Raw genomic sequence first — 21,502 nt, forward strand, 5'->3', positions numbered from 1 at the left:
GACCGACCAGCACAAACGGGTTAAAACGCCAGCGTCCGGCGAGGACGCTCTTTATCTTTTGCTTTCGAGACCCCGACCTCACCCGATCGGTGCGTCCCGCTCCACCGCCCGTCACCGCGCTCCAGCCCGTGGGAAGCGTTGACAGCGGGCATGATGATGCCCATGAGGACCATCACCCTGAACAACGGCGTCACCATGCCGCAGCTCGGTTTCGGTGTCTTCCAGGTGTCCATTGAGGACACCTACGCCGCGGTGACCGAGGCGTTGCGGGTCGGCTACCGCAGCATCGACACGGCCGCCGCCTACCGCAACGAGCAGCCCGTCGGCCGGGCCGTCGCCGACTCGTCCGTGCCGCGCGATGACATCTTCGTGACGACCAAGCTGTGGAACTCCGACCAAGGCTACGACGAGGCGCTGCGCGCGTTCGACACCAGCGCCGACCGGCTCGGCCTCGACCGGGTCGATTTGTACCTGGTGCACTGGCCCGCACCCAAGCAGGACCGGTACGTCGACAGCTGGCGCGCGCTGGGCAAGCTGCACGCCGACGGCCGGGTCCGGGCGATCGGCGTGTCCAACTTCCAGCCCGCCCACCTGGAGCGGATCGTGGAGGCCACCGGCGCGGTGCCCGCGGTGAACCAGGTCGAGCTGCACCCGTGGCTCCAGCAGGCCGACCTGCGCGCCTTCCACGCCCGGCACGGCATCGCGACCGAGGCGTGGAGCCCGCTGGCGCAGGGCGGCGCGCTGCTGTCCGACCCGGTCATCACCGGGATCGCGGCCAAGCACGGCCGCACACCGGCACAGGTGGTGCTGCGCTGGCACGTGCAGCTGGACAACGTGGTCATCCCCAAGTCGGTGACGCCCAGCCGCATCGCGGAGAACTTCGCCCTGTTCGACTTCGAGCTGGACGCCGAGGACATGGAGCGCATCAAGGGCCTGGACCGGGACGAGCGCACCGGCCCCGACCCCGACACGTTCGGCTGATCCCCGCCGAACACCCGACCTACGAACATCCGACCACAGAACGACCCACGGCCGCACCGTCGCGCCGCCGGCCGCGCCCGACACTCACCGCGCGACCGGCCGCGCCAGACACTCATCGCGCACCGGCCGCGCTAGACGCTCACCGGGCCGCCGGACCGCCAGTACTCGCCGTCGGCCCGGCTGAGCAGGCCTTCGTCCACGAGGTACCGCCGCACGGTCACGTGGTCGACCTCACCGCCGTCGCACCACCGCTTCAGCACCTCCACCACGTCCCGCTCGGGGTACCGTCTACCCGGCTCGAACGCGGTGCTCACCTGTTCGAGCACCGCCCGCCTGCGCCCGCGCTGCGCGGGGAGCTTCACCAGCCGCCCATCTCGCACGAACGGGTCCTCCGGGGCCCGGTTCGCCTGTTCGACCCGGGTGGCCTCCTTGAACAGTTCCTCGCGCAGTCGCAAGCCCGACCCGTCGGTGACGACGAGTCCCGCCGACCGCAGTCGGCGCAACGAGTTCTCGACCCTCCGAACGTCCAACCCGGTCGCCGCGGTGATGTCCGCACTCGTGCGGGCGCCCAGGACCAGCGCGGCGGCCACGCGCAACCGTTCGGGTTCGGCCAGCAGTCCGATCAGTGAATCAGGGGTCACGCTTCGAGCTAACCGAAGGCGGCGGGCTGGTGCACGCCCATTTGGGGCGGACCTTAATAGCCGTGCGCACTGATCACCTCTTCCCCCTGTCGTCGGTGGAGCCGGTTTTCGGCATGCCGATCGAGAACGCCCGCAAGTTCCAGCAGGTGGCCGCCGAGCAGGACCTGGTCATCGACGTGCGGGCGACGAACCCGCACGCGGTGGCGTGGTTGCGCGAGGGCGCGCTGCCCAAACCCGAGGCGGTGAAGGCCAAGACCATCGACGACCTCGACGTCCGGCTCGGCGCGGCCCGCCGCCACCGCGGCCTGGTCGGCTACTTCCGGCCCGAGTTACCCCGCTTCGACCTGCACGACCGGCTGCTGCGCCGCTACGACCAGCGGCGCGTCGAGTTCGAGGCGCTGCGGGACAAGATGGACCGGTTCGAGCGGCGCGGCGAGTACGTCGTGCGGGACGGCGTGGTGCACGGTTTCGACCGGCGCGGCAGGCTGCGGCCCCTGACCGGCGACCACGACGTGTTCGACATCCGCGCCTCCGGTGGTGCGGACCTGAGCCGGCGCCGGTACGACCGGGCGGTGGCGACCATGATGTCGATGGACATGGGCGTCACCCACGGCGCCCACATGTACTGGCGGCCCACCACCAAGTCCGACCTCGCGATGTTCGAGTCGATCGCGCGCAGCGGCGACGCCAAGCTCCGCTTCCACCCCGACGGCACCCTGACCGCGGGCGACTACCGCCGCTTGAACGCGGGCACCAGCGCGATCACCACGCCCGCCAGGGCGGCCCGCCCGTACGCCAGCGTCTCCCACGTCGGCAGGCCCAGGACGCCGGTCTCCTCCGCGTCGGTGATGAACAGCTGACCGTAGAGCAGCAGCAGGAGCACGCCGTACATCCGCGCGTGCCGGTGCTGCCACGCGAGCAGGACCCCGGCCACGCCCGTGCACACGTACAGGGTGTGGATGGCGCCGTCGCCCATCGGCAGGAACGGGAAGGACGCGAGCACGATCTGCAGCACGCCCACCAGGAGCGCGAGCAGCTGAGCCCGGCTGAAGGAGCGGCTCCCGGCCTCGGTCCCCGGCCGGGTCTTCTTCCCCGTACGCCGTTCGGTCAAGACTGCCTCGTTCCGCATGACACGGGGTTACCCGGGCCCGTTCGGCTCACCCTCGGCCGCCGGTGCATTACCCCTATGGGTCAGATCGCGCAACACGGTCCGGCATTACGGCTGATCGGCGGGTCGCGGCAGGTCGACGCCCGTGCCGCCCGGTCAGCGCAGCAGCCGGTCGATCTCCGCCCTGGCGTCCGCAGTCGCCTGATCGGGGCGTCGCTCGCCGGTGAGCACCCGGGTGGCCATGGTGGCGAGCGCGCGGGACACCTCCGGGTACTTCGCGCCGTACGCGGTGCGGTTGCGCGCCGACCCCAGCCCACCGGTGAAACCGGGCACGTTCGGGTCCCACCGCCAGGCCAGGTCGTCCACGGTGTCGGTGCGGTTGGGCAGCGCGCCGAGGCCGCCGCCGAACTCGGTGGTGTTGTCGGGGTGCTCGGCCAGCCAGGTGAGCACGTCCCACGCCCGGTCGACCTCGCCGTGGCGGCCGATCACCCAGGTCTCGCCGCCCAGCAGCCCCGCCGCACCCGCCGCGCCGTCGGGCAGCGGCGCCGCCGCCCAGTCCAGCCCCGCCTGGTTGAGCTCGGGGATCGCGGCCGGCCCGGTGACCGCCATCGCGCAGCGACCCTCGGCCAACCGCTGCCGCGCGTCGGCGTCGGTCCAGCCCAGCACGTCCGCCGGGGTGCTCCGGTCGGCGTTCACCAGGCCGTCGAGGTGGGCGAGGGCGTCGAGGGACGCCTCGTCGCCGAGGTCGGTGACGTCACCGCCCGCCTGCCACAGCAGCGGCAGGAGCGTGGCGGTCAGGTCGTCGTCCTTCGCGCCGAAGCACAGGCCGGACCGGTCGGCCGTGGTCAGGGCCTTCGCCGCGGCACGCAGCCCCGCCCAGGTCGTCGGCGGGTCGGTGAGGCCGGCCGCGGTGAAGTGGTCCCGGTGGTAGACGAGCGCGGTGGTGGTGGTGCGCAGCGGGACGCCGTGCACGCGGCCTTCGTGGACGACGCTGTCGCGCACCGGCGGGAGGAACCGGTCGCCGACGTCCCACCGGTCGAAGCGGTCCGTGACGTCGGCCAGGGCGCCGCCCTCGGCCAGCCGGGGCAGGTCGGTGGTGTCGACCGCGGCGATGTCGGGGAACACGCCGGACGCGGTCGCCTCGGCGAGCTTGGCCTGGAACTCGGCGCGGGGCAGGGACGTCCGCTCGATCCGCACGTCGGGGTGTTCGGTCTGGTAACGGGTGAGGAGGCTGTCCACGGCCTGGTCCGCCATGGGGGAGTGGTTCAGGTAGTCCCACCAGGTCAGTGTCACCTGTTCAGGGGGGTCGATCTGCTCTGCGTTGCACGCGCCGGCGGCGAACAGGGCTGCTGCCAGGAGCAGCGCTCGTCCACGCATTCCGCTCCACCCTTCGGGGTAGGCGACCTTTACGGGCTGCGTTCGTCCTACTCCGCTGCGCGAGGCGGTGTCAAGATCGGAAGTGGTTCAGACCTTCGGACGGGGTTGCGGCTGGGGCCGCGGTGCGGACGGCGCGGCCGGGGGCGCGGGCCGCTCGGCCGGTTCCGCCGGCCCGTCGGAACCGGCCGGCTCGGGGATGAGGTCGGCGAGGTAGGTGGCCGCCAACTCGTCGTAGATCGGTGTTGAGCTCACGTTTCGGCATCCTGTCCGGCCGCGGGCCGCAGCGCTGCCCCTCTCACTCCTGTGGGTTACCTTCCGCGTCGCGGCCGGCCGAGCGCGCCCGCCCGGCCGCGGAGATCGTCCGCGCTGGTCAAGCCCCTGCACGAGGCAGTGGACGGTGCGCTCTGGCGGGTGATGACGCGGATCACGGTGCCAAGGCCAAATCGGATGGTTGAACTCCGGTAACAGGGGTACCCGTGCCTGCGATGAGGGCTTAGGCGGCCACCGCCCCCCAACTGGCCGCCTGACAAGTCCCGGCCGGACTCCCCTCCCCCCAAGAGTCCGGCCGGGCACCTCATCGCCGATCTCCTTGCCCGGCCCTGGTTCCGGCGTTCCGCCCACCCCCGGAACGCCTGTGAACGATCAGCGGACCGGCGGCACCCTCCGCGCCGGGGCGCGGTGCGGCGGCTGGGTCAGCTCGGGCGGTTCCGGCGGGTCCGGTGTGGACATCGTGACCGGGTGGCCCGGCTCCACCACGATCGGCTCGCCGTGGTGGCTGGTGCGCAGCACCCCGCCGGTGACGATCCGGTAGGTGACCGAACCGCCCTCGACCTCCACCGCGAACCGGGTGCCGCGCCACGACATCCGGAACGCCATCCTGGTCAGCCCCGGCGGCAGGCGCGGCGCGAACGACAGCTCGCCGTCGTGGTCGCGCATCCCGCCGAACCCGGCCACCAGGCCGACCCACGCGCCCGCCAACGACGCCATGTGCAGTCCGTTGTGGACGTTGCGGTGCAGGTCGTGCAGATCGGTGAACGCCCCCTCGGCCAGGTAGTCGTAGGCCAGCCGCAACGCTCCCACCTCGGCCGCCAGCACGGCCTGCGACCCGGCCGACAGCGACGAGTCGCGCACCGTCCGCGACTCGTAGTAGGCGAAGTTGCGCGCCTTCTGCTCCGGCGTGAACGCGTCACCGCGCACGTGCATCGCCAGCACCAGGTCGGCCTGCTTGACCACCTGCTTGCGGTACAGGTCGAAGTACGGCCGGTTGAGCAGCAACGGGTACTCGTCGGGGTCGGTGTTCTCGAAGTCCCACTCGGCGTGCGAGGTGAACCCCTCGGCCTGCTGGTGCACGCCGAGCAGGTCGTCGAACGGGATCAGCATCCCGTCCGCGGCCTTGCGCCACGACTGCACCTCCTCGGCGGTCACGTCCAGCCGATCGGCCACGTCGGGGTGCCGCTCGCACGCCTCCGCCGCACCGCGCAGGTTCTTCTGCGCGATCAGGTTGGTGTAGATGTTGTTGTCCACCACGGCCGAGTACTCGTCCGGCCCGGTCACCCCGTCGATGCGGAACCCGCCGTGCTGGTCGTGGTGCCCCAGCGACGTCCACAGCCGCGCCGTCTCCACCAGGATCTCGCCGCCGCACTCCCGTTCGAATGCGCGGTCGCCGGTGGCGTTGACGTACTGCAGCACGGCGTGCGAGACGTCGCCGTTGACGTGGAACGCGGCCGTGCTCGCGGGCCAGTACGCCGAGCACTCCGCGCCGCTGATCGACCGCCACGGGAACGCCGCGCCGCGCTGGCCGAGCACCTCGGCCCGCTCCCGCGCCTTGGGCAGCGTCGAGTGCCGCCACCGCAACGCGTCCCGCGCCGCCTCCGGCACGGTGTAGGCCAGCACGGGCAGCACGAACATCTCGGTGTCCCAGAACGCGTGCCCGTCGTACCCCGGGCCGGTCAGCCCCTTGCCCGGGATCGCCCGCGTCTCGCCGCGCACCGCCGCCTGCATGATGTGGAACAGCGCGAACCGCAGCGCCTGCTGCAACTCGTCGTCGCCGTGCAGCTCGATGTCGGCGGCCTCCCAGAAGTCGTCCAGGAACCGGCGCTGCTCGGCCAGCAGGCCGTCCCAGCCGGTCTGCCGCGCGCCCGCCAGCGCCGCCTCCACCTGGGCGCGCAGCGCGGGGATCGACCGCTGCGCGGACCAGCCGTAACCCAGGTACTTGACCAGCCGCAGCTTCCCCCCGGCGGGCACGTCCACGGCCGCGGTGAAGCGGGCCAGGTCGCCCTCGGCGTGGATCTCGGTGCGCACGCCGTCCTCGACCTCCAGCTCGTGGTCCATCGCGGCGGCCATCCGCAGCCCCGAGTTGCGCGCGTGGTGCGCCAGCACCGCCCGGTAGTCCTCGGCGTGCGCGAACTCCGACACCAGCGGTTCGTTCAGCGCCGCCGCCACCCGCGGGTCGTCGCCCTCGTTCTCCACCGGCTCGTTGGCCAGCAGGTCGGACTGCACGACCAGCTGCACGTCCTCGTCCGGCACGACCTCGTAGTGGATCGCCGCGACGGCCCGCTGGGTCAGCGACACCAGCCGCTCGGTGCGCACGGTCACCCGGCGGCCGGTCGGCGACTCCCACTCCGTGCAGCGGCGCAGCGTGCCGGTGCGGAAGTCCAGCTCCCGCTGGTGCGCGTGGGCCCGGCCGTAGCGCATGTCCAGCGGCTCGTCCTCGACCAGCAGCCGGATCACCTTGCCGTCGGTGACGTTGACGACCGTCTGCCCGGCCTCGGGGTAGCCGTAGCCGGATTCGCCGTACGGCAGCGCGTGCGCCTCGTAGAAGCCGTTGAGGTAGGTGCCGGGCAGGCCGCGCGGCTCGCCCTCGTCCAGCGTGCCGCGCAGGCCGATGTGCCCGTTGGACAGCGCGAACACCGACTCGGTCCGGCGCAGCTGGTCCACCGCGAGGCCGTCCCAGCGCACCATCCAGGGGTGGATCTCCCAACCGGTCACAGCAGCTCCGCGAGGTCTTCGACGACGACGTCCGCGCCGTGTGCCAGCAACGCCTCCCGCTGACCGGTCCGGTCCACGCCCACGACGTGCCCGAACCCGCCCGCTCGACCGGCCCGCACGCCCGCCAGCGCGTCCTCGAACACCGCCGCGTGCTCCGGGCTCACGCCCAGCAGCCGGGCGCCCACCAGGAACGAGTCCGGCGCGGGCTTGCCCTTGAGCCCGTCGCGGCTGATGACCACGCCGTCCACCAGCGCCCGCACGAACGGGCTCAGGCCCGCCGCGTCGAGCACCTTGCGGGCGTTGGCCGATGACGTCACCACACCGATGCCCAATCCTTCGTCCTCGACCGCGCGCAGGTACGGCACCGTACCCGCGTAGGGCGTCACACCTTCGTGTCGGATGATCGCCTCCAGCAGGTCGTTCTTGCGGTTGCCGACGCCGTGCACGGTGTCCGCGTCGGGTGGGTCGTCGGGCTCGCCCTCGGGCAACGTGATGCCGCGCGAGGCGAGGAACTCGCGCACCCCGTCGTACCGGGGCCGGCCGTCCACGTACTTGAGGTAATCCGATTCGGCGAACGGAGGCTCGCCGCGCGGGCGCAGGAAGTCGTCGAACGTGCGCCGCCACGCGCGGCGGTGCAGCACGGCCGTGCTGGTCAGCACGCCGTCGAGGTCGAAGAGGCAGGCGGTGATCGCGTCGGGCAGTCCCAGGGCCATGGTCGTTGTCTACCCCGTCCGACCGCGGGGTACCCGCTGGCGGAACGCACATCGGCGGAGGGAACGGTCATGGGCGAGCCGCGCGTGCTGGTCGTCGGAACGGGCTTCGCGGGCTACCACTGCCTGCGGACGCTGGAACGCGTGCTGCCCGCCGACGCCGCCGAACTGGTGGCGGTCAACCCCACCGACTACATGCTCTACGTCCCGCTGCTGCCCGAGGTCGCGGGCGGATCGCTGGACCCGCGCCGGGTGGCCGTGCCGCTGCGCCCCAAGCTGCCGCGCACCCGCCTGGTGCAGGCGCACGCCACCGGGCTCGACCTGGCCGCGCGCACGTGCACCGCGGTCGACGTCGAGGGGCGCGAGCACGTCCTGGAGTGGGACCGGCTCGTGCTGACGGCGGGCTCGGTCACCCGGCTGCTGTCGATCCCGGGGGTGGCCGAGCACGCGTTCGGGTTCAAGTCGGTCGCCGAGGCGGTGTTCCTGCGCGACCACGTGCTGCGGCAGGTGGAGTTGGCCGAGCAGGCCACCGACCCGGCCGAACGGGCCGCGCGCGCGACGTTCGTCGTGGTCGGCGCCGGGTACACGGGCACGGAACTGGTGGCGCAGGGCCAGCAGCTCACCCGGTCGGCGTTGCGCGGGCGCAACGGGTTGTCGGAGTCCGAGGTGAAGTGGGTGCTGGTCGACATGGCGCCGCGCGTGCTGCCCGGCCTGGACGAACGGCTGTCCGGACCGGCGGCGCGGGTGCTGCGGGCCCGTGGCGCGGACGTGCGGCTGGAGACCAGCGTCGAGGAGGTCACCGCGCACTGCGCGAAGCTGACCGACGGCAGCGAGATCCCGACCCGGACGGTGGTGTGGTGCGTGGGCGTGCGGCCGGACCCGTTGGTGGAGTCCGTCTCGCTGGCCACCGTGAAGGGTCGGGTGGTGGTCGACCCGACGCTGGCCGTGCCGACGCACCCGCACGTGTTCGCCGCCGGTGACGTGGCGGCCGTGCCGGACGTGTTCAACGACGGCAAGCCGACACCCATGACCGCGCAACACGCTCAGCGCCAGGGCAAGCTCGCCGGGCGCAACGTCGCCGCCTCCCTCGGCCACGGCACGGTCGGCACCTATCGGCACCGCGACCTCGGCTTCGTGGTCGACCTGGCCGGCTCACAGGCGGTGGCCGACCCGCTGCACGTGCCGCTGACCGGCCTGCCCGCGAAGGCCGTGGCCCGCGGCTACCACCTGCTGGCGATGCCCGGCAACCGGCTGCGGGTGGCCGTGGACTGGCTCACCGACCTCCTCGCCCGCCGCCAGGTCGTGCAGTTCGGGCTGGTGCCCGAGGCGGGCGTGCGGTTGGGGGACGCCGAGAAAGTCGGCGCCGCCCACCGGGGCTGAAGCTCAAGCCGGCTTCAGCGGGTCGTGGCCGATGGACATGAGCCGGTGCCGCCAGTGCGCCTCGCCCGCCGTCGGCTCCAGGTCGTCGCGCCGCTGCTCGTGCACCCGGTCCACGACCTTGCGCATCACCTTGACGTCCTCCGTGGTCAGGTCCGTGCGGCGCTTGCGCAGCACCCGCAGCACCTCCTGGCCGGTCGGCGTGCCCGCGTGCTCGGGCACGGTCTCGCTCTGCTCGTCCGCCGAGCGGGTGCGCAGCCAGTCCTCCAGTTCGTGCGAGGTCATGTTCACTACGCGGTGGAACTCGTCCCACAAGGTGTCGGTCATGGGGGAGAGGGTTGCCGCTGGGGTGGCGGGTGAAACGGGCCGGTTTCGAGAACTTTGCGTGATCCGAACATTCGTCGCACGGGCTCCACACCCTGTCCCGCCATGGTGGTCGCCATGGACACTTGGATTCGCCTCGCGGTCATCGCGACCGCCGCCTTCGGCCTCACGTCCACCGGCGTCGCCGCCGCCCAGGACTACTCGCCCATCACGATCAGCCCCGAACAGGTGAAGAAGCTGTGCGAGGAGCGGGCGCCGAAGGTTGAGGAGCGCATCACCCGGCTCACCACCCGCATCAACGGCGGTGCCGACGTGCCGGGGTCGACGGCGTGGCTGCGGGCACAGGCGCAGAAGGCGCGCGACGTGGGCAACACCGCCCGGGTCTCGCGACTGGAACGCCGGTTGGAGCGGCGCGACGGTCAGCTGGCCAAGCTGGGTGACGCCCAGCGTCGCGTGGACACCTTCCAAGCCGAGCACTGCGGCGCCAAGTGAGGGCCGTGGTCGCCGCCTTCGTGCTGCTGTTCGCGGTGACCGGGTGCCGTGCCGACGACGCGGCACCCGTGGACCCCGGCTTCGACGGCATCGAGACGACGCTGGACGCGGTCGAATCCGAGGTCTCGGAACCGTAGGCGTCAGGTGAGGTCCGGCGCGTACTGGGCCTTCGCCGCCGTGACGGCCGCCGCCAGCTCCTCGTCCGTCGCGGTGCCCGAGGCCTCGACCGCCGCCGTCCACGCGTCGATGGTCCCCAGGTTGTACTCCTGCATCTCCCGCGTGTTCCTGGCGGCCACCGGGTCGTCGGCCACCTCGGCCGCCAGGAACCGGGCCAGGCTGAGCAGCGCCTCGTCCCAGCCGGGCCCGACGTACAGCGCGCCCGCGCCGCTGCCCGCCATCGTCTTGGGCACGGTGTGCTCCAGCTCGACGGTGGTGCGCTCGTCGCCGTCCTCGGTGAGGCGCAGTTCCACGACGCTGGACGGGGCACCCCACGTCACCCGCAGCAGCTTCGGTGGCGCACACGTGAGGACCTCGCCGCTCGCGTTGCCCTCCACCTGGAAGGTCCCGCCCTCCCGCAGGTCGCCGCCGACCGGCAGGAACCAGCGCTTGAGCCGGTCCGGGTCGGTCAGCGCGTCCCACACGTCCGCCGCCGCCGCGTCGTACGTGCGGCGCAGCAGCACACCGATGGTCTCCTCCGAGCCCTCGCTCACCTCGCGGTGGATGGCCTTGAGCCGGCCGGCGATGTCGATCACTGTTGTTCCTCCTTGAGTCGCCTCTCGCGCTTGCCGCGCGCGAGTTCGGTGGCCAGCGCGTCGAGGTGCCCGCTCCAGAACCGGCGGAACCGGTCGAGCCACTCGTCCACCTCGCGCAGGCCTCGGTCGTCCACCGCGTAGAGGCGCCGGGTGCCCTCCGCGCGGACGCGGGCGAAGCCGTTCTCGCGCAGCACCCGCAGGTGCTGGGAGACGGCGGGCTGCGAGATGCCGAACTCCCGGCGGACCACCTCCGTGACCGCGCCGGAGGTCTGCTCGCCGTCGGAGAGCAGCTCCAAGATGCGGCGACGGACCGGGTCGCCGAGGACGTCGAACGCGTGCACGACCAGCATCTTTCAGTCTCAGCTTATATAAGTCAAATCTTAGGAAGCGGAATTGTCGGTGGTCGGTGGCACTATCTCGAACGGATGTTCGGTACGCGTTCGAAGGGAGTCATGCGATGCGTGTTCGACTCGATCCCCGTCAGTGGCCCGGCCGTGTCATCCCCGAGACCGACGCCGAGATCGACACGGCGGTCGAGGCGCTCTGCCTGCGCGCGACCTGGCCCGACGCCCACCGCGCCGCCGTGCGCCGGGTCGTCGAGCCCTGGTTCGGCGAGGGGTGGAGCGTCGATGCCCTGCTCGCGGCGGTCGACCGCAGGCCGGACGGCACCAGGCAGGGCAGCCCGAGGAGCCGCGACCAGGTGGCGCACGACTTCCTCCGTGCGCGGCTGCGCTCGTGGTGGCAGGGGGGCGCGCGGCGTGCGCGCCCCCCGGTGGCGGGCATGACGCTGGGCGCCTGGTGGCGCATCAACCGGCGCAACGCCCGCCTGGTCGAGCCGCGCCCCCGGCGGCCGTTGAGCACGGCGGGCAGCCTGGCCCGTGAGCAGTCGCGGGAGCGGGTGCGCGCCCGGCTCAAGGATCCGGTCGAGCGGGCGCGCGAGTTGGCGCGGCGCCGGCAGGAGGTGCTGGACAGCTTGTTGGTTCCCGGGCAACGGGTTCCGACGTTCGACGACGCCCGCAAGCTGCTCGCCGACGTGCGGCTGCCCGCGCACCCGGTGTGCAGCCGGTGCGGCTGCAGGCAGGGGGTGCTGCCGAACGCCGCTTGACACGTCCTTAGTCTGTGGTTCCCGACACGGTGAATTCGGCCGACGGGTCGTGTGCTTTCGGGTCGAGCTGGTGGCATCGACGTCCTGCCGGCGGGTGCGACGCCCGCGGTGCCCGCCCTGCCCGCCGAGCTGCGCGCGGCCTGTCGTGACGCGTCCGGTCGACGTCCCTGTTCCGCAAGCTGTGGCCGTAGGAGTTGGCAGTGTCCTGGTTGTTCACCATCGTCCTGTGCGTGGCGGCGTTCCTGGCGGGCGCGGCGGTCGTCTGGCTGCGCCTCAACCCCACCATCGTCGACCTGCGCGCCCGCCTCGACCCGCCGTCCACCGAACCCGGGTCCAAGCCCAAGCACGCCAAGCCCGAGCCCGGCGACACCCCTGCCGCCAAGGCTGACGACACCGCCGCCGCTCCCGTCGTCGTCGCGGCGCCGGAGCCCGAGGTCGCGCCCGAGCCCGTGGCGGAGCAGCCGAAGACCGGCCAGGAGCCCGAGGTCGCCGCGGAGCCGAAGGCCGCCCAGAAGTCCGAGATTGTCGCGGAGTCGAAGGCCGCCACCAAGCCCGAGGTTGCCGCTGAGCCCGAGGTCGTGGCGGAGTCGAAGGCTGCCGAGAAGTCCGAGGCCGCTGCCGAACCCCAGGCCGCCGCTGAGCCGGCAGCGCCGCCGGCCGTCGAGGACGTGGTCGCCGAGGCCAAGGCCGAGCCCGAGGTCGAGCAGCCGGTCGCCGTCACCGAGCCGGTCGTTGTTGCCGAGCCGGTCGTGGTCGAGGAGCCGGCTGCCGCGCCCGAGTCGCTGGAGGTCAAGGCGAACTCCAAGTCGATGATCTTCCACACCCCGGACTCGCCGTACTACAAGCGCATGAAGGGCGACGTCACGTTCCGCTCGGTCGCCGAGGCCGAGCAGGCCGGCTACACGCAGTGGACCCCGAAGTCGAAGGTCGCCTCGTCCGCCCGCTGAGGTGAGCCGTCCGGGCCGGCCATGGAGTGCGTTCAGGCGAATAGGGTTGCACCGGCCGGGTATTCACCGGTCGGGGTGACGCCATGCCAACGCGAGACCGCAGGCCCGGAGCCGGCGGCGTGACCGCGTTCGCGCTCCACCGCACGGACGTCGACGGCGCGGCCGTGGTCCGCCCGACCGGCCGACTGGACCTGACCACCTACCGCGAGCTGCGCGACGGGCTGCTCAAGTGCGCGGTGGACGAGCCGACGGCCGTCATCGTGCGCCTGGACGACGGCTTCGAGTGCGTCACGCCCGTGTTCCTGTCGGTCTTCGCCACGGTGTGGCTGCGGGTGGCGGAGTGGCCGGGCGTGCCGCTGATGCTGGTCGGCGAGTCGCCCGGTCACCGCCGCGCGCTCGCGAGCAGCGGCCGCAGCGGTGCCGCGGTCGGCGCGGTGCCGCGGTTCGCCGGGCTGCGCGCCGCCCTGGCCGCCGTCGGACGCCCGCCCGAACGCACCCGTGACGAGATGCAGCTGCCCGGCGAGCTGATCAGCGGCCTGCTGGCGCGGGAGTTCGTCCGCGAGGTCTGCGAACGCCGCAGCGTCACCCACTTCGCCCACGACGCGGTCACGGTGGCCACCGAACTGGTGGAGAACGCCGTCCGCCACGCCCGCTCCGCGCCCGTGCTGCGCCTGGAACTGCGTGGCCACCGACTCACCGTCGCCGTGCGCGACGAGAGCCCGGACCCGCCCAAGGAGCCGAAACCCGAACCGCTGCGCCCCCGCGGCTGGGGCCTCACGATCGTGTCGGCGCTGAGCCGCACGTGGGGCTGCTACCCGTGGCCGCGGGGTGGCAAGGTGGTCTGGGCCGTGCTGGACGACTGATCACCTCAGCCCGCCTCGCACACCGCCGCCACGATTGTGAAGTGGCCGGTGAGGTCGGTCAGCTCCAGCGGCTGCAGCACGGCCTTCGTGGTCGCCACCAACCGCAGCTCCGCGCCCGCCGCGGCGCACTCCGCCCGCAGCGCGATCAGCAGGTTGATCCCGGTCGACCCGAGGAACGTCACCCCGGAGAGGTCGAGCACCAGGGCCCGGCTCGCGTCGCCCACCCTGGGCCGGACGTACTCCTCCACCACCGGCACCGTCGCCATGTCGAGTTCACCCGCCACGGCGACGACCACCACGCCCGCGGTCACCTCGCGCGCCGTGAGCGTGACGGCGTCGGTGAAATCCTCCATGTCCACCCCTGGGTGTGGTCGGCAGCGCGCGGCTGTCTGCTCAACCGCGTCCAGCCTAGGCACAGGGGAACTGTGAGCGCCCGTCAGGACGTGTGCAACTCCTCCGCCGACGGCGACCAGCCATCCGGGGGGATCAGCCGACCACGCGCCGGATGACGTTGACCGGTCCGATGGACTCGATGTCCTGGACCTTCACGGGCGCGTTCTCGGTCGAGGCGTGCACCGCGCGCAGCCCGTCGATCGCCATCGCCACGTGCGACTGGCCCGAGTAGTAGATGATCAGGTCGCCGGCCTTCACCTCGTTGCGCGACACCGAGCGGCCGATGGTGGCCTGGCCGTACGTGGTGCGCGGGATCGCGATGCCGACCGACCGGTACGCCGCCTGCATGAGGCTGGAGCAGTCCCACGAGTTGGGGCCGTTGGAGCCGTAGACGTAGGGCTTGCCACGCTGCGACAGGGCGAACGCCAACGCCTCACCGGCCTTGCCCGGGGGCACCGGGATCGCGCTCATGTCGCCCTTGTTGTTCAGGATCGCCCGGTCGGCCGCGCTCAGCGAGCGGTACGCCTCGCGCGCCTCGGTGATCTGCCCGTCCAGCGCGATCTTGCGCTGGTCGATGTCGGCGATCGCCTGGTTCGCGGCACCGGCGGCCTCGGTGGCCCGGCGAGCCGCGTCGTTGGCCAGGTCGACGGCGTCGCTGAGCCCCTGCAACGCCTCCGCGTTGTCACCCGCCAGCACGCCGAGCGCGGACATGCGGTTGAGGAAGTCCTGCTGCGAGTCGCTGACCAGCAACGCGGACAGCTGGCTGAACCGCGCGCCCTCGAACGACGCCTCGGTGAGCAGGTCGACCTGGCCGCGCAACGCCTCCTGCGCGTGCTGGGCCGCGGTGAGGTCGCGGTTGGCCTGGTCCAGCGCGCCCTGCGCGTTGGACAACGCCTCCTGCGCCCGCAGGTGCTCTTCGTTCAGCGCCTCGGCCTCGTGGGAGAGGTCGTTGTACCTCTTCAACGCCTCCGAGGCGTTGGGCGCCTCGGGGTCGGCGGCGGCGTGGGGGAGGGGCATCGCGGCGCCGAGCAGCGCGGAGACGGCGGTCGCCGTCAGGGCTGCGCGGACGGTGCGCTGAGCGGATTTCGACGCCACGGTTCGCGCAATCCTCCTTGAGCCGGGTGGGGCCCGAACGGGTTACCCCCGCCCAGGTCTCGGACAGGTTACGGAACCCGCCGTCGCTCGTCCATAAGGGGTCCACTTCCCGCCGGTTCAGGCGACGGCGGCGGCGTGGGTGAACTCGCCCGCCCGCACGCCGCGCAGGAACATCTCCCACTCGCCGCGCGTGTAGCGCAACGCGGTGCCGTCGTGGCGGGCGCGGAGGATCACTCCGCCGCGCGGGGCGGGCAGGACCGTCAACGCGCCGTCCGCGTCGACCGAACCCGCCTGCAACTGCCGGAGGAAGCCGTCCCACCGCATCGCGTCGAGGGTGATCACCGGGCCCCGTCCCCGGTCCTTGGTGTCCCGCACCAGGACCACGTCACCGTCGAACCGGACCTCGACGCAATCACCCGACGCCGTGCTGAAGCTGCTCTTGAACCAGGCCGAGGGGGTGTTGGGCATCAGTACCGCTCCATCTCGTGGTAGACCGCGTCGATGAACTCGCGCGAGTCGCGGTCGTCGAGCGCTCGGTCGAACGTCTCCGCGAAGCTCGCCGCCGATTCGAGTATCACTTGGCGCTTGTCGATGATGACACCGCTGATCGCGGTCTCCTGGTACATCAGATCGCCGAGCCTGTTGGAACGAAAGGAAAGGATCTTCAACGCCGCGCCGAGCAGCGGGTGCGCCCCGGCCGTGAACGGGATGACGCGGACGCGGACGTGATCACCCATCCGGTCCAGGACTTCCAGCAGCCGCGCCAGTTGTCCCCGCACCACCTCGGGATCGCCGACCCACTGCCGCAACGCGGCCTCGCCGAGCACGACGTCGAGCCGCAACGGGTCGTCGGCCTCGAGCCGGACCTGGCGCGCCAGCCGGGTTTCCAGTCGGGGGCCGACGTCGACCGGCCGGATGTAAGGCGTGCCGGCCCGCATCACGGCCCGTGCGTAGTCGGCGGTCTGGAGCAACCCGGGGACGAGGTCGGGCGCGTACTCGTAGACCTTCTCCGCGCCCGCCTCCAAGCCCAGCAACCGCAGGAAGTCGTCGGAGTAGAGACGCGCGTAGTCGTACCACCACTCGCGCCGCTCGGTCTGCGCCCGCAGCGCTTCGAGGTCGGCGCGCTCGTCATCCGGCAGTTCGTACGCGTCGGCGAGGTCACCGAGCTTCGCCGCCGTGAGCCGGCGCTTGCCGGACTCGATCGCGGACAGGTTGGTGCCGCCGATGCCGGTCGTCTTGCCGACCGCCGCCGCCGTGAGCCCGAGCCGTTCCCGGTGTTCGCGCAGCCTCAGCCCGAGTTCCCACGCCTGCACCGTGCTGGAGATCGGGCCGTCGCCCATGTCCTTCGTCCCGTCGGTCTGTGGTCACAGCGACACAGAGCGTAGCGACAGTGCACTCGATCGATGAGTCGACAGTCGGATAAGTATCAAGATAGCTTCGGGGGGGTAGGAACGCCGCCACCGAAAGCGATCAATCGCCGATGGAACGCAAGCCCGCGCTGCGCAGCCGCCTGCTGGGGTTGGAACTGCGCCGGGTCCGGGAGGCCAACGGTCTGACCGTGGCCGAACTCGCTCACCGCACGCAGCAGTCCCCGCAACGCATCTCCGAGTTGGAGAAGGGCGTCGCGGCCGCGCCGACGCCCGATCCGACCATGTGGTGCGCCTGGGGCACCGAGGCGACGTGCGTGATCAACGTGCTGTGCCGGACCGCGGTACGGATCGACGTGCTCGCGCCGTTGGGCCTCAACCCGATCTTCGAACGGCTCGACGCCGACCGCTGCACGGTCTACGTCCTGGAGGGCGCTGCGGTAGACCGCACCGATGTCACGGTCCGGGTGATCCCGCGCAGTGCCGGGTACTGCCCCGGCGTCGAGCACCCGTTGACCCGGTTCGTGCTCGCGGACGGCCCGGCCGTGGTCTTCTACGCCTACCTGCACCGCGCGATGTTCACCGAGGAACCGCGCCACCTCCGGTCGGCGGAGGAGCTGTTCGGCCGACTAGCCGAACTGGCGCGCGGCTAGCGAGAGCCCGGTGAGGTCCGTGCGGCCGCCGGGGTGGCGCACCGCGCGACCTGCGGCGGCGGTGGCCAGCCTGCCCGCGTCCTCCGGGTTGTCACCGCGCACCAAAGCCACCGTCAGCGCGGCCACGAACGCGTCACCGCCGCCCGTCGTGTCCACGACCTCCTCGTCGGTCAACCCGATCACCGCCGAGTCCTCGCCCCACGTCAGCACGTTCGCCTCGCCCGGCACCTCCAGCGCCACCACCGACGGCCCGCGGGCCAGCAGCTCGCGCCCCGCCCGGACGGCCGCGTCCGCCCCGGTGATCGACCGCCCGGTCAACGCCTCCGCCTCGGCGTGATCGGCGCGTACCACGTCGGCCGCGGCCAGGAGTTCGGCCGCGCGCCCGTCCGGCGCGCCGTCCAGCACGACCAGCCCGCTCGCGGCGCGGACCGCCGCCAGTGCCGCCTCGGCGGGCTGCTCCAGCTGCACGACCACGGCGTCCGCGCCGGCCAGCGTCGCCGCGGCGGCCCGCACGTCCCGCGCCGTCACGAGGGTCGACGTGGGGATGTCCATCAGGTACCGGTACTTGCCGTCGCACACGACGTCCACGATCAGAGCCGTCCGGCTGCCCTCCCGGCACACCACCGCGGTCGTCGCTACGCCGTCCGCGTCGAGCCGCTCGACCAGCAGGCGGCCCTCCCGGTCGTCCCCGACGACGCCCACCAGCGCGGCCGTTGCGCCGAGCTGCCTGGTGCCCCGCGCGATGTTCGAGCCCTTGCCGCCGAGCATTTCGCGACGTTCCACGACCGTCGCCCGACCACCGGGTTCGGGCACCTCCGGCACTGTCAAGACCAGGTCACGGGCTATCTGACCGACCACCGCGATCCGCATGGTCGAGCGGTACCCGGTGGCCACCAGTTGAAACGGGTCGTTGACGTGGCGTCACCGGTAATGCGATCGTAATTCTGGGAGCGCTCCCAGTCCCCGTTTCACAGATCACCGTCGATCTGAAGGAGAAGGTCCTTGCGACTCAAGCGCTTTGGGGCGTTGGCCGTGGCCGCGCTCGGTATCGTCGGTGTGACCAGCGTCTTCGTCCAGAGCGGCGTAGCGGTGGCGCACGGGTCGATGACGTACCCCGCAAGCCGCACCTACGCCTGCTACGAAGACGGCAGGGCGAACAGCGGTGGCGGTGACCTGAACCCGGCGAACCCGGCGTGCGTCGCCGCGGTGCAGATCGGTGGCAAGCAGCCGCTGTGGGACTGGTACGGCAACCTGATCAGCCAGGCGGCCGGCAAGCACCGCGAGATCATCGCCGACGGCGACCTGTGCGGGCCCACCACCAAGTACGACGCCTACAACCTGGCCCGCAACGACTGGCCGGTGACCACGCTGCAGGCCGGCGCGCGGATCAACTTCAAGTACAACGCCTGGGCTCCCCACCCGGGTCGCTGGGACCAGTACGTGACCCGGGACGGCTTCGACGTCACGCAGCCGCTGAAGTGGTCCGACCTGGAGCCGGCGCCGTTCGACAGCATCACCAACCCGCCGCTGGGCAACGGCGAGTACTCGTGGACCGGCACCCTGCCCAACAAGTCCGGCCGCCACATCATCTACTCGATCTGGCAGCGCAACGACAGCCCCGAGGCGTTCTACAGCTGCTCGGACGTGATCTTCAGCGGCGGCAACAGCGGCGGTGACACCCAGGCGCCCACGGCACCGGGCACGCCCACCGCGACGGCCACGGCCACCTCGGTGTCGCTGAGCTGGGCCGCGGCGTCGGACAACAACGCCGTCAGCGGCTACACGGTCTACCGGGAGGCGGGCGCCACCGACGTGGCGGTCGCGACGTCGTCGAGCACCTCGGCCACTGTCACCGGTCTGACCGCGGACACCGCTTACCAGTTCTACGTGGTGGCGCGGGACGCGGCGGGCAACACCTCGCCGCCGTCGGCGGTGGTGTCGGTGCGCACCAGCACGGGTGGCGGCACGACGCCGGGCGCCTGCGCGGTGACCTACAGCGTGCCCAGCCAGTGGTCCGGCGGCTTCACCGCGAACGTGTCGGTGAAGAACACGGGCACCAGCGCGGTCAGCGCGTGGCAGCTGGTCTGGGACGTCCCCGCGGGTCACGGGATCACCCAGGCGTGGTCGGCCGAGGTCGCCGTCGCGGCGGGCAAGGCGACCGCGAAGGGTGCGAGCTGGAACCAGAACATCCAGCCGGGCCAGACGGTGAGCTTCGGGTTCAACGGCACGTCGCAGGGGACGCCCGCGAACCCGACGTCGTTCGCCCTCAACGGCGCTTCCTGCGCCGCGGCCTGATGTTGGGTCGAAGCGCGGCCCTGGTCGCGCTCCTGGTGGGGTCGGTCGCCTGCTCCTCGGCGGCGACCGACTCCACCGGTCTGGCCGGTCCCAACGGTCTGGGGGCCAACGCCCTCGGGCCGCCGCTGGCCACCTCGTCGGAGGTGGGCAAGTGGGTCGAGGAGAAGACCGGGCAGTGCGACGAGGTGGTGCCGCGGACGTTGGAGGAGTTCGGGGAGTTCGTCGGCCCGTTGCGGGCGAAGCTCTACGCGCCGTACGTGGCGGAGTGGGCGACGTGCGAGGCGGGGCCGTACGAGCGGCTCGGACTGGTGGTGTTCCAGCGGGAGAAGCTGGCGGACTTCCAGAACTCGTGGAAGGGCGCGATGTCGAGCGGCGAGGTCTCGGACAACCCCGACTTCGGGTTCGGCAACGGCTTCGCGTTGAGCGGCACGCTCGGCCTGGAGCTGCTGGGACTGCACGAACTGCGTTGCACACCGGTGGTGCCCGGTGCGGACGTGGGGCACACCCTGCCCGCGGAGGCGGAGGGGTGCACCTACGTCCAGAAGCCGGGCCACCACCACTAGAGGCGGCTCGTCAGCGCGGCGCGGCGGTGCTCTGACGCACCACCAGCGTGGTGGCAAGCTCGATTCGGCGGTGTTCGGGCTCTTCACCACGTGCCAGCGTGATGGCGAGACGGGTGCCCGCCGCGGCCATGTCCTGCAGCGGCTGCCGGACCGTGGTCAGCGGCGGGCCCACCCACTGGGCGACCGGGAGGTCGTCGAAGCCGATGACGCTGAGGTCTTCCGGGATGCGCAGACCGGCGGCGCGTGCCGCCTCGTACACGCCGAGGGCCTGCAGGTCCGACCCGGCGAAGACGGCCGTGGGCGGGTCCGGCAGGTCGAGCAGCGGCGCGAACTGGGCGCGGCCGGACTCGACGTGGAAGTCGCCGTAGCGGACCAGGGCGGGGTCGAAGGCCAGGCCGGCGGTCTCCAGCGCGGCGCGGTAGCCGTCCACGCGGGCGCGGCTGCACAGGACCCGCTCCGGGCCGCCGATCATGGCGATGCGGCGGTGGCCGAGTTCGATGAGGTGGCGGGTGGCGGTGAGGCCGCCGTTCCAGTTGGTGGCTCCTATGGAGGGCGTCTCCAGCTGGGGTTCGCCGATCGGGTCGACCACGACGACCGGGATGTCCCGGGCGCGCAGCTTGGCGAGCTGCTGCGAGGTGAGGTCGGAGAAGACCGAGATCACGGCCAGGGGCTTGCGCGCGATGACGCCTTCGAGCCAGCCGTGGCCGGGCGTGAGCCTGCCCTGCGACTCGGAGAGCACGAGCGCGAGACCTTGCTCGGCGGCCACCTGCTCGGCGCCGCGGATGATCTCCAGCGCCCAGGCGCTCTCCAACTCGTGGAACATCAGTTCCACCAGGTTGGACCGCCGCGACCGCTCGTCCGCCCGCCGCTGGTAGCCGTGCCGCCGGATGATCGCCTCGACCCGTTCCCGGGTGTGCGGAGCCACGTCCGCGCGACCGTTCATAACCTTCGAAACAGTCGGAACCGAGACCCCGGCCTCCGCCGCGATGGCGGCGATAGTGATCTTGCCCGAGGCTGTGCCATCCGAGGGTGACGGGTCGGCTTTGGTCGGCATGGGGGCAGTCTACGGCAGCGCAGCCCAGTTCCAGCCGCTGGACGAGGGTTCACGGCGGTGGGTTGTTCATCACTTGGGACGCACGTAACCCGTTCGAAACAATCGCCGTTCGGGTCGAAACTGTCGAAGGTGCCGTGAGTGTCCAGTAATTGAGACGCTGCGCAACCCTCAGGTTACCGCACCGTAGTCGGAAGCTGCGGGAAGCTGCGGGAAGTTGTGGGGGGCTGTGGAAAGCTTGAAAGATCAAAAGCGTCCTCGCCGGACGGGCAGATCAGCAGGATGACATCCCCCGGTTCCGTCTCCGTCTTGTTGGGTTGGGAACTCCCGTTGGGTTGGTGGTCCCGGACTCCGTGTCATCCCACCGACCTCCCTCCGGGTTACCACACGTGTCAAGGGCGGCGCGAGGTCCCAGTGAAG

The 21,502-nt window shown here is 71.8% G+C and carries 25 protein-coding genes; 11 read left to right on the forward strand and 14 right to left on the reverse strand.

Annotated elements, in window-relative coordinates:
* The first annotated feature begins 153 nt into the window (after positions 1 to 153).
* The gene (locus tag A6A25_RS21095; RefSeq protein WP_073892669.1) at positions 154 to 981 is read left to right on the forward strand and encodes an aldo/keto reductase; all 828 of its coding nucleotides are present in this window, start codon (positions 154 to 156) and stop codon (positions 979 to 981) included.
* A 131-nt stretch (positions 982 to 1,112) separates the two neighbouring features.
* On the opposite strand, the gene A6A25_RS21100 is transcribed toward A6A25_RS21095, so the two are convergent.
* Positions 1,113 to 1,622: a DUF2087 domain-containing protein gene (locus tag A6A25_RS21100; RefSeq protein ID WP_073892533.1), complete on the reverse strand. Its 510-nt coding sequence runs from the start codon at positions 1,620 to 1,622 to the stop codon at positions 1,113 to 1,115.
* A 62-nt stretch (positions 1,623 to 1,684) separates the two neighbouring features.
* On the opposite strand from A6A25_RS21100, the gene A6A25_RS21105 reads away from it, so the two are divergent.
* Positions 1,685 to 2,482 carry a hypothetical protein gene (locus A6A25_RS21105; protein WP_241828832.1) on the forward strand — a complete coding sequence of 266 codons (798 nt, stop codon included), beginning with the start codon at positions 1,685 to 1,687 and terminating at the stop codon, positions 2,480 to 2,482.
* 404 nt (positions 2,483 to 2,886) lie between these two features.
* Here A6A25_RS21105 and A6A25_RS21110 read toward each other — a convergent pair whose 3' ends face one another.
* The 4 genes from A6A25_RS21110 to A6A25_RS21120 all read right to left on the reverse strand — a co-directional run bounded on the left by A6A25_RS21110 (position 2,887) and on the right by A6A25_RS21120 (position 7,808).
* The gene (locus A6A25_RS21110) at positions 2,887 to 4,107 is read right to left on the reverse strand and encodes an ABC transporter substrate-binding protein (RefSeq protein WP_073892535.1); all 1,221 of its coding nucleotides are present in this window, start codon (positions 4,105 to 4,107) and stop codon (positions 2,887 to 2,889) included.
* An 87-nt stretch (positions 4,108 to 4,194) separates the two neighbouring features.
* Complete coding sequence (locus A6A25_RS44160; RefSeq protein ID WP_158073781.1) at positions 4,195 to 4,359, reverse strand: hypothetical protein; 165 nt, start codon at positions 4,357 to 4,359, stop codon at positions 4,195 to 4,197.
* A 390-nt stretch (positions 4,360 to 4,749) separates the two neighbouring features.
* On the reverse strand, positions 4,750 to 7,068 hold the full coding sequence (locus A6A25_RS21115; protein ID WP_143193320.1) for a glycoside hydrolase family 65 protein: 2,319 nt from the start codon (positions 7,066 to 7,068) through the stop codon (positions 4,750 to 4,752).
* Positions 7,069 to 7,091: 23 nt separating this feature from the next.
* On the reverse strand, positions 7,092 to 7,808 hold the full coding sequence (locus A6A25_RS21120) for an HAD family hydrolase (RefSeq protein ID WP_073892538.1): 717 nt from the start codon (positions 7,806 to 7,808) through the stop codon (positions 7,092 to 7,094).
* A 69-nt stretch (positions 7,809 to 7,877) separates the two neighbouring features.
* Between A6A25_RS21120 and A6A25_RS21125 the strand changes: the two genes are divergently transcribed.
* On the forward strand, positions 7,878 to 9,185 hold the full coding sequence (locus tag A6A25_RS21125) for an NAD(P)/FAD-dependent oxidoreductase (RefSeq protein ID WP_073892539.1): 1,308 nt from the start codon (positions 7,878 to 7,880) through the stop codon (positions 9,183 to 9,185).
* 3 nt (positions 9,186 to 9,188) lie between these two features.
* Here A6A25_RS21125 and A6A25_RS21130 read toward each other — a convergent pair whose 3' ends face one another.
* Complete coding sequence (locus A6A25_RS21130) at positions 9,189 to 9,509, reverse strand: DUF3140 domain-containing protein (protein ID WP_073892541.1); 321 nt, start codon at positions 9,507 to 9,509, stop codon at positions 9,189 to 9,191.
* Positions 9,510 to 9,623: 114 nt separating this feature from the next.
* Here A6A25_RS21130 and A6A25_RS43200 point away from each other — a divergent pair, with 114 nt between their 5' ends.
* Together A6A25_RS43200 and A6A25_RS46400 are read left to right on the forward strand one after the other, a co-directional pair.
* Positions 9,624 to 9,998, forward strand: coding sequence for a hypothetical protein (locus A6A25_RS43200; RefSeq protein ID WP_073892673.1), 375 nt, complete (start codon positions 9,624 to 9,626; stop codon positions 9,996 to 9,998).
* Positions 9,999 to 10,003: 5 nt separating this feature from the next.
* Entirely contained in the window at positions 10,004 to 10,135 is a 132-nt protein-coding gene (locus A6A25_RS46400; protein WP_274534332.1) for a hypothetical protein, read from the forward strand.
* 3 nt (positions 10,136 to 10,138) lie between these two features.
* On the opposite strand, the gene A6A25_RS21140 is transcribed toward A6A25_RS46400, so the two are convergent.
* Both A6A25_RS21140 and A6A25_RS21145 read right to left on the reverse strand, forming a co-directional pair.
* Entirely contained in the window at positions 10,139 to 10,750 is a 612-nt protein-coding gene (locus A6A25_RS21140) for an SRPBCC domain-containing protein (protein ID WP_073892542.1), read from the reverse strand.
* A complete protein-coding gene (locus A6A25_RS21145) occupies positions 10,747 to 11,091 on the reverse strand; it encodes an ArsR/SmtB family transcription factor (protein ID WP_073892675.1) in 345 nt (114 codons plus the stop codon). Before A6A25_RS21145 ends, A6A25_RS21140 begins: the two co-directional genes overlap by 4 nt.
* A gap of 116 nt (positions 11,092 to 11,207) precedes the next feature.
* On the opposite strand from A6A25_RS21145, the gene A6A25_RS21150 reads away from it, so the two are divergent.
* The 3 genes from A6A25_RS21150 to A6A25_RS21160 all read left to right on the forward strand — a co-directional run bounded on the left by A6A25_RS21150 (position 11,208) and on the right by A6A25_RS21160 (position 13,665).
* On the forward strand, positions 11,208 to 11,855 hold the full coding sequence (locus A6A25_RS21150) for a hypothetical protein (protein WP_073892544.1): 648 nt from the start codon (positions 11,208 to 11,210) through the stop codon (positions 11,853 to 11,855).
* A gap of 200 nt (positions 11,856 to 12,055) precedes the next feature.
* Positions 12,056 to 12,802 carry a sunset domain-containing protein gene (locus A6A25_RS21155; RefSeq protein ID WP_073892545.1) on the forward strand — a complete coding sequence of 249 codons (747 nt, stop codon included), beginning with the start codon at positions 12,056 to 12,058 and terminating at the stop codon, positions 12,800 to 12,802.
* 83 nt (positions 12,803 to 12,885) lie between these two features.
* Entirely contained in the window at positions 12,886 to 13,665 is a 780-nt protein-coding gene (locus A6A25_RS21160) for an ATP-binding protein (protein ID WP_073892547.1), read from the forward strand.
* A gap of 5 nt (positions 13,666 to 13,670) precedes the next feature.
* Here the strand turns inward: A6A25_RS21160 and A6A25_RS21165 are convergent, their stop codons facing one another.
* The 4 genes from A6A25_RS21165 to A6A25_RS21180 all read right to left on the reverse strand — a co-directional run bounded on the left by A6A25_RS21165 (position 13,671) and on the right by A6A25_RS21180 (position 16,493).
* The gene (locus A6A25_RS21165) at positions 13,671 to 14,018 is read right to left on the reverse strand and encodes an STAS domain-containing protein (protein ID WP_073892548.1); all 348 of its coding nucleotides are present in this window, start codon (positions 14,016 to 14,018) and stop codon (positions 13,671 to 13,673) included.
* Between the two features lie 133 nt (positions 14,019 to 14,151).
* Positions 14,152 to 15,153 carry a C40 family peptidase gene (locus A6A25_RS21170; RefSeq protein WP_073892550.1) on the reverse strand — a complete coding sequence of 334 codons (1,002 nt, stop codon included), beginning with the start codon at positions 15,151 to 15,153 and terminating at the stop codon, positions 14,152 to 14,154.
* Positions 15,154 to 15,270: 117 nt separating this feature from the next.
* Positions 15,271 to 15,621, reverse strand: coding sequence for a DUF397 domain-containing protein (locus A6A25_RS21175; RefSeq protein WP_073892551.1), 351 nt, complete (start codon positions 15,619 to 15,621; stop codon positions 15,271 to 15,273).
* A complete protein-coding gene (locus A6A25_RS21180; RefSeq protein WP_073892553.1) occupies positions 15,621 to 16,493 on the reverse strand; it encodes a helix-turn-helix domain-containing protein in 873 nt (290 codons plus the stop codon). The genes A6A25_RS21175 and A6A25_RS21180 overlap by 1 nt, the downstream gene beginning before the upstream one ends.
* A gap of 140 nt (positions 16,494 to 16,633) precedes the next feature.
* Here A6A25_RS21180 and A6A25_RS21185 point away from each other — a divergent pair, with 140 nt between their 5' ends.
* Positions 16,634 to 17,173: a Scr1 family TA system antitoxin-like transcriptional regulator gene (locus A6A25_RS21185; RefSeq protein WP_073892555.1), complete on the forward strand. Its 540-nt coding sequence runs from the start codon at positions 16,634 to 16,636 to the stop codon at positions 17,171 to 17,173.
* Here the strand turns inward: A6A25_RS21185 and A6A25_RS21190 are convergent.
* Complete coding sequence (locus A6A25_RS21190) at positions 17,150 to 18,043, reverse strand: PfkB family carbohydrate kinase (protein WP_073892677.1); 894 nt, start codon at positions 18,041 to 18,043, stop codon at positions 17,150 to 17,152. The genes A6A25_RS21185 and A6A25_RS21190 overlap by 24 nt on opposite strands.
* A gap of 132 nt (positions 18,044 to 18,175) precedes the next feature.
* Between A6A25_RS21190 and A6A25_RS21195 the strand changes: the two genes are divergently transcribed.
* Both A6A25_RS21195 and A6A25_RS21200 read left to right on the forward strand, forming a co-directional pair.
* Positions 18,176 to 19,468 carry a lytic polysaccharide monooxygenase gene (locus A6A25_RS21195; protein WP_073892558.1) on the forward strand — a complete coding sequence of 431 codons (1,293 nt, stop codon included), beginning with the start codon at positions 18,176 to 18,178 and terminating at the stop codon, positions 19,466 to 19,468.
* Positions 19,468 to 20,031, forward strand: a complete 564-nt coding sequence (locus tag A6A25_RS21200) for a hypothetical protein (RefSeq protein ID WP_073892559.1) — start codon at positions 19,468 to 19,470, stop codon at positions 20,029 to 20,031. The genes A6A25_RS21195 and A6A25_RS21200 overlap by 1 nt, the downstream gene beginning before the upstream one ends.
* A 10-nt stretch (positions 20,032 to 20,041) precedes the next feature.
* On the opposite strand, the gene A6A25_RS21205 is transcribed toward A6A25_RS21200, so the two are convergent.
* Positions 20,042 to 21,085: a LacI family DNA-binding transcriptional regulator gene (locus A6A25_RS21205; protein WP_073892561.1), complete on the reverse strand. Its 1,044-nt coding sequence runs from the start codon at positions 21,083 to 21,085 to the stop codon at positions 20,042 to 20,044.
* Between the last annotated feature and the right edge of the window lie 417 nt (positions 21,086 to 21,502).

The organism is Saccharothrix sp. CB00851, from assembly GCF_001905065.1.
Classification (GTDB): domain Bacteria; phylum Actinomycetota; class Actinomycetes; order Mycobacteriales; family Pseudonocardiaceae; genus Actinosynnema.

What these genes read in the sequence shown, in the direction of transcription:
- A6A25_RS21150 (WP_073892544.1), top strand. Translation starts at nt 11,208, where the DNA reads ATGCGTGTTCGACTCGATCCCCGTCAGTGGCCCGGCCGTGTCATCCCC.
- A6A25_RS21130 (WP_073892541.1), bottom strand. Translation starts at nt 9,509, where the DNA reads ATGACCGACACCTTGTGGGACGAGTTCCACCGCGTAGTGAACATGACC.
- A6A25_RS21180 (WP_073892553.1), bottom strand. Translation starts at nt 16,493, where the DNA reads ATGGGCGACGGCCCGATCTCCAGCACGGTGCAGGCGTGGGAACTCGGG.
- A6A25_RS21200 (WP_073892559.1), top strand. Translation starts at nt 19,468, where the DNA reads ATGTTGGGTCGAAGCGCGGCCCTGGTCGCGCTCCTGGTGGGGTCGGTC.
- A6A25_RS21175 (WP_073892551.1), bottom strand. Translation starts at nt 15,621, where the DNA reads ATGCCCAACACCCCCTCGGCCTGGTTCAAGAGCAGCTTCAGCACGGCG.
- A6A25_RS21095 (WP_073892669.1), top strand. Translation starts at nt 154, where the DNA reads ATGATGCCCATGAGGACCATCACCCTGAACAACGGCGTCACCATGCCG.
- A6A25_RS21190 (WP_073892677.1), bottom strand. Translation starts at nt 18,043, where the DNA reads ATGCGGATCGCGGTGGTCGGTCAGATAGCCCGTGACCTGGTCTTGACA.
- A6A25_RS21110 (WP_073892535.1), bottom strand. Translation starts at nt 4,107, where the DNA reads ATGCGTGGACGAGCGCTGCTCCTGGCAGCAGCCCTGTTCGCCGCCGGC.
- A6A25_RS43200 (WP_073892673.1), top strand. Translation starts at nt 9,624, where the DNA reads ATGGACACTTGGATTCGCCTCGCGGTCATCGCGACCGCCGCCTTCGGC.
- A6A25_RS21185 (WP_073892555.1), top strand. Translation starts at nt 16,634, where the DNA reads ATGGAACGCAAGCCCGCGCTGCGCAGCCGCCTGCTGGGGTTGGAACTG.
- A6A25_RS21125 (WP_073892539.1), top strand. Translation starts at nt 7,878, where the DNA reads ATGGGCGAGCCGCGCGTGCTGGTCGTCGGAACGGGCTTCGCGGGCTAC.
- A6A25_RS21120 (WP_073892538.1), bottom strand. Translation starts at nt 7,808, where the DNA reads ATGGCCCTGGGACTGCCCGACGCGATCACCGCCTGCCTCTTCGACCTC.
- A6A25_RS21160 (WP_073892547.1), top strand. Translation starts at nt 12,886, where the DNA reads ATGCCAACGCGAGACCGCAGGCCCGGAGCCGGCGGCGTGACCGCGTTC.
- A6A25_RS21205 (WP_073892561.1), bottom strand. Translation starts at nt 21,085, where the DNA reads ATGCCGACCAAAGCCGACCCGTCACCCTCGGATGGCACAGCCTCGGGC.
- A6A25_RS21165 (WP_073892548.1), bottom strand. Translation starts at nt 14,018, where the DNA reads ATGGAGGATTTCACCGACGCCGTCACGCTCACGGCGCGCGAGGTGACC.
- A6A25_RS21115 (WP_143193320.1), bottom strand. Translation starts at nt 7,068, where the DNA reads ATGGTGCGCTGGGACGGCCTCGCGGTGGACCAGCTGCGCCGGACCGAG.